The organism is Streptomyces sp. NPDC052042 (assembly GCF_044548345.1).
Taxonomy (GTDB): Bacteria; Actinomycetota; Actinomycetes; order Streptomycetales; family Streptomycetaceae; genus Streptomyces.
Window position 1 is genome coordinate 1 of sequence record NZ_JBIUBU010000070.1, and the last position, 3,986, is coordinate 3,986.

Annotated in this window: 2 protein-coding genes; both read right to left on the bottom strand. The window is 71.3% G+C overall.

What is annotated here, in order from left to right; genetic code table 11:
• Positions 1-3,172: type I polyketide synthase (locus ACIHCL_RS36810; RefSeq protein WP_399868909.1), on the bottom strand; the 3,172-nt coding region annotated here is incomplete at its 3' end.
• A gap of 14 nt (positions 3,173-3,186) precedes the next feature.
• On the bottom strand, positions 3,187-3,986 hold an 800-nt coding region (locus ACIHCL_RS36815; protein WP_399868910.1), incomplete at its 5' end, for a beta-ketoacyl reductase.

The following is a 3,986-nucleotide window of genomic DNA, read 5'->3' on the forward strand; positions in this document are numbered from 1 at the left end:
TGAGGGTGGGTGTGTCGGTGGTGGGGTCGAGGGTGAGTGGGATGGTGTCGGCGCCGGCTGTGTGGAGTGCTGTGGTGATGTCGCGGACGAGTTGGGTGTCGGATTCCTGGTGCGTTGTCTGGTTGATCACCAGCCACCGCCCCGACAGACGAGGCCTGACGGCCGTAGCCGGGAGTGCTTCCCAGACGACGCGGTAGCGCAGCGCGTTCGTTTCGGCGGCGCTGCGGCACCGGTCGTGCCAGCTCGCCAGGTGCGGAAGGACCGTGCCCAGTTCCTCCTCGATGCCCGCCGACTCGGCGCCCAGTTGCGCGGCCGCCGCCTTCACGTCGCCCGAACGGACCGCTGTCCACAGGGCCTGGGCCGGTTCCCTGCTGTCCGCGCTGTCCTCGTGGTCCGTGGCCAGTGCCCTCGTGGGGGCAGGGGGCAGCCAGTAGCGGGTGTGCTGGAACGCGTAGGTCGGCAGGTCCACGCGCCGCGCCCCAGCCCCCTGGTACAGCGCGGCCCAGTCGACGTCCGCGCCCTGGACGAAGGCGGTGGCCGCGGCCCGCAGTACGGTCGCGCACTCCGGATGCCCGCGGCGCAGCGCGGCGGCGAACGCCGTGTCGGCGTCGCCCCCCGCGCACTCCCGGGCCATGCCGGAGAGCACGGCATCGGGGCCCAGTTCGACGAAGGTCGTGGCCCCGGCCGCCCGCGCGGCGCGCACGGCGGCGCTGAACCGGACCGGTTCACGTATCTGACGGGTCCAGTAGCCGGGATCCATGAGGTCGGCCGCGGCGGCGGCCTGTCCCGTCACTTCGGAGACGATCGGCAGCCGTGGCGTGTGGTAGGTGACAGTCTCGGCGACGGCGCGGAAATCGGCGAGCATCGCGTCCATGTGCGGAGAGTGGAAGGCGTGGCTCACCGAGAGCCGCTTCGTACGACGTCCCCGAGCGGCCAGCTCTCCGGCAGCCGACAGGACGTCCTGCTCGTCCCCCGAGATCACGACCGACTCGGGCCCGTTGAACGCGGCGACGACCGCCCCGCCGTCGGCAACCCACTCCAGCTCGGCCACCTCCTGCTCGGTGGCGCGCACCGCCACCATCGCACCGCCCTCGGGCAGCTCTTGCATCAGCCGCCCCCGGGCCGCGACCAGCCGGATGGCGTCCGCCGCCGAGAACACCCCGCCGACGTGCGCGGCGGCCAGCCCGCCGATCGAATGGCCCAACAGGACGTCCGGAACCAGTCCCCAGCTCTCGAAGAGCCGGAACAGCGCGGTCTCCACGGCGAAGAGCGCGGGCTGCGCGTATGCGGTCCGCTCCAGCAGGGCGGCGTCCGCGGTGCCGGGCTCCGCGAACATCACCTGCCGCAGCGGCTGATCGAGATGCGTGTCGAAGCCGGCCGTCACTTCGTCGAGCGCCTGCGCGAAGACGGGAAATGATGCGTACAACTCTCGCCCGGCACCGGCTCGTTGAGCGCCCTGACCGGAGAAGAGGAACGCGACCTCACGCCCGCGGCGCGCGACGCCCGTCACGACGGCGTCCGAGGACCGGCCGGCGGCCAGGGCGAGGAGCCCGTCCCGCGCGGCGGACGGACCGCCCACCAGGGCGACCGCCCGATGCTCCAGAACCGCCCTGGTCGTGGCGAGGGAGAACCCGACGTCGAGGGGATCCAAGGGACTTGGGCCACCGATCCGAACGGCCAGCCGCTGTGCCTCGTCATGCAACGCCGCCTCGGAGCGAGCTGACAGTACCCAGGGCAGGACGGGCGGGGTGTTGGCCTGTCGGGGTTCTTCGGCGGGGATGGGTGTGGGGGGTGGTTCTTCGATGATGGTGTGGGCGTTGGTGCCGCTGACACCGAAGGCGGAGATGCCTGCGCGGCGTGGCCGGTCGGGGTGGGTGGGCCAGGGCTGGGCTTCGGTGAGGAGCTGGAGACTTCCCGAGTCCCAGTCGACCTTGGTGGTGGGCCGGTCGACGTGGAGGGTCGGGGGGAGGGTGTGGTGGTGCATGGCCTGGATCATTTTGATGATTCCGGCGATGCCTGCGGCGGCTTGGGTGTGGCCGATGTTGGATTTGAGTGAGCCGAGCCAGAGGGGGGTCTGGCGGTTGGGTTGTCCGTAGGTGGCGAGGAGGGCGCCGGCTTCGATGGGGTCGCCGAGGGGGGTGCCGGTGCCGTGGGCTTCGACGGCGTCGACCTGGTCGGGTGTGAGGTCGGCGTCGGTGAGGGCTTCGCGGATGACGTTCTGCTGGGCGGGTCCGTTGGGTGCGGTGAGGCCGTTGCTGGCGCCGTCCTGGTTGATGGCGGTGCCGCGGACGACGGCCAGGACGGGGTGGTTGTGGCGTTGGGCGTCGGTGAGGCGTTCGACGAGGAGGATGCCGGTGCCTTCGGCCCAGGCGGTGCCGTCGGCGGCCTCGGCGAATGCCTTGCAGCGGCCGTCAGGTGCCAGTCCGCGCTGGCGCGAGAACTCCACGAACACCGTGGGGTCGGGCATGACCGCGACACCACCGGCCAGCGCGAGGTCGCATTCGCCGCGGCGCAGGGACTGCACCGCCAGGTGAAGGGCTACGAGGGATGACGAGCACGCCGTCTCGACAGTGATGGCCGGACCCTCCAGCCCCAGCACGTAGGCGATCCGGCCGGACAGCACCGCGTCGGCATCGCCGGTCAGCAGGTAGCCCTCGGTACCCTCGGGCGCCCGCGCCGGGTCGGAGGCGTAGCCCGTGTGCGCCGCACCGACGAACACGCCGGTCCGCCCGCCACGCAGCGACTCCGGAACGATCCCGGCACGCTCCAGTGCCTCCCACGAGGTCTCCAGCAGCAGTCGCTGCTGAGGATCCATCACCAGCGCCTCGTTCGGCGAGATCCCGAAGAACGCGGCGTCGAAATCACCGGCGCCGGCGAGGAAGCCGCCCTCGCGGCAGTAAGTGGTGCCGGGGCGGTGATCGGGCGAGTACACGGCGGCCTCGTCCCAGCCGCGGTCGGCGGGAAAGCCGGTGATCGCGTCGACGCCCTCGGCGGCCAGCCGCCACAGCTCGTCGGGGCCGGTCACTCCGCCCGGATAGCGGCATGCCATGCCTACGATCGCGATCGGCTCACGCGCGGCGGCGACGAGTTCCTGGTTGCGCCGGCGCAGCCGCTCGGCCTCCTTGACCGAGGTACGCAGTGCGTCGAGCACCTCGTCCATGGACGGTGACATCTTCGAGGTCCTTGTCATTGCCGGGCTCCGGTCTTCGCGAACTGGATGAGCTCCTCGGGGCTGAGCGCGTCGATCTCACCGTCGGTCCTGCCGTCGGTCTCATCGTCGATGGCGCCGTCATCGGCGACGGGGCGCGGCTCGGGGCCCCCTGTCGTGGTGCCGGGTGTGCCGGGGCCGGTCAGCCCGGCCAGAAGCATGGCGGCGAGGCGGTCCACGGTGGGGTGGTCGAAGATGACGGTGGCGGGCAGGCCGAGCCCGGTCGCCTCGCGCAGCCTCGTGCGCATCTTCACCGCGGCCAGCGAGTCGAATCCGAGGTCCTTGAAGGCCATGTCATGGCTGATGCGATCGGAACCGTCATGCCCCAGGACCTCCGCCGCGACCGAACGGACCAGATCCACAAGGATCTTGTTCCGCTCGCGTGCCGTCACGGCGTCACTCAGGCGATCGATCAGTTCGCTGGACCTGTCGACGGCCGGGCCGGTCGCCTGCGCACGGCGGACCTCGGGGATGTCGGAGATGAGCCGGCTGGGCCGGTACGCGGTGTATCCCGTGATGAAGTGTTCCCAGTCGACGTCGGCGACCGTGACGTTGGTGTCCCCCAGAGCGAGCGCGCGTTCCAGGGCCTCGATGCCCGAATCGGGCGCCATCGGTGCGAGCCCGCGCTTGGCGTAGTAGTCCACGACCTCGGGGGACTCACCCATCCCGCCGCCTCCCCACAGCCCCCAGGCGATGGAGGTGGTGGGTTGTCCTTGGGTGTGGCGTTGTTGGGCGAGGGCGTCGAGGTGGGCGTTGGCGGCGGCGTAGAGGGATTGTC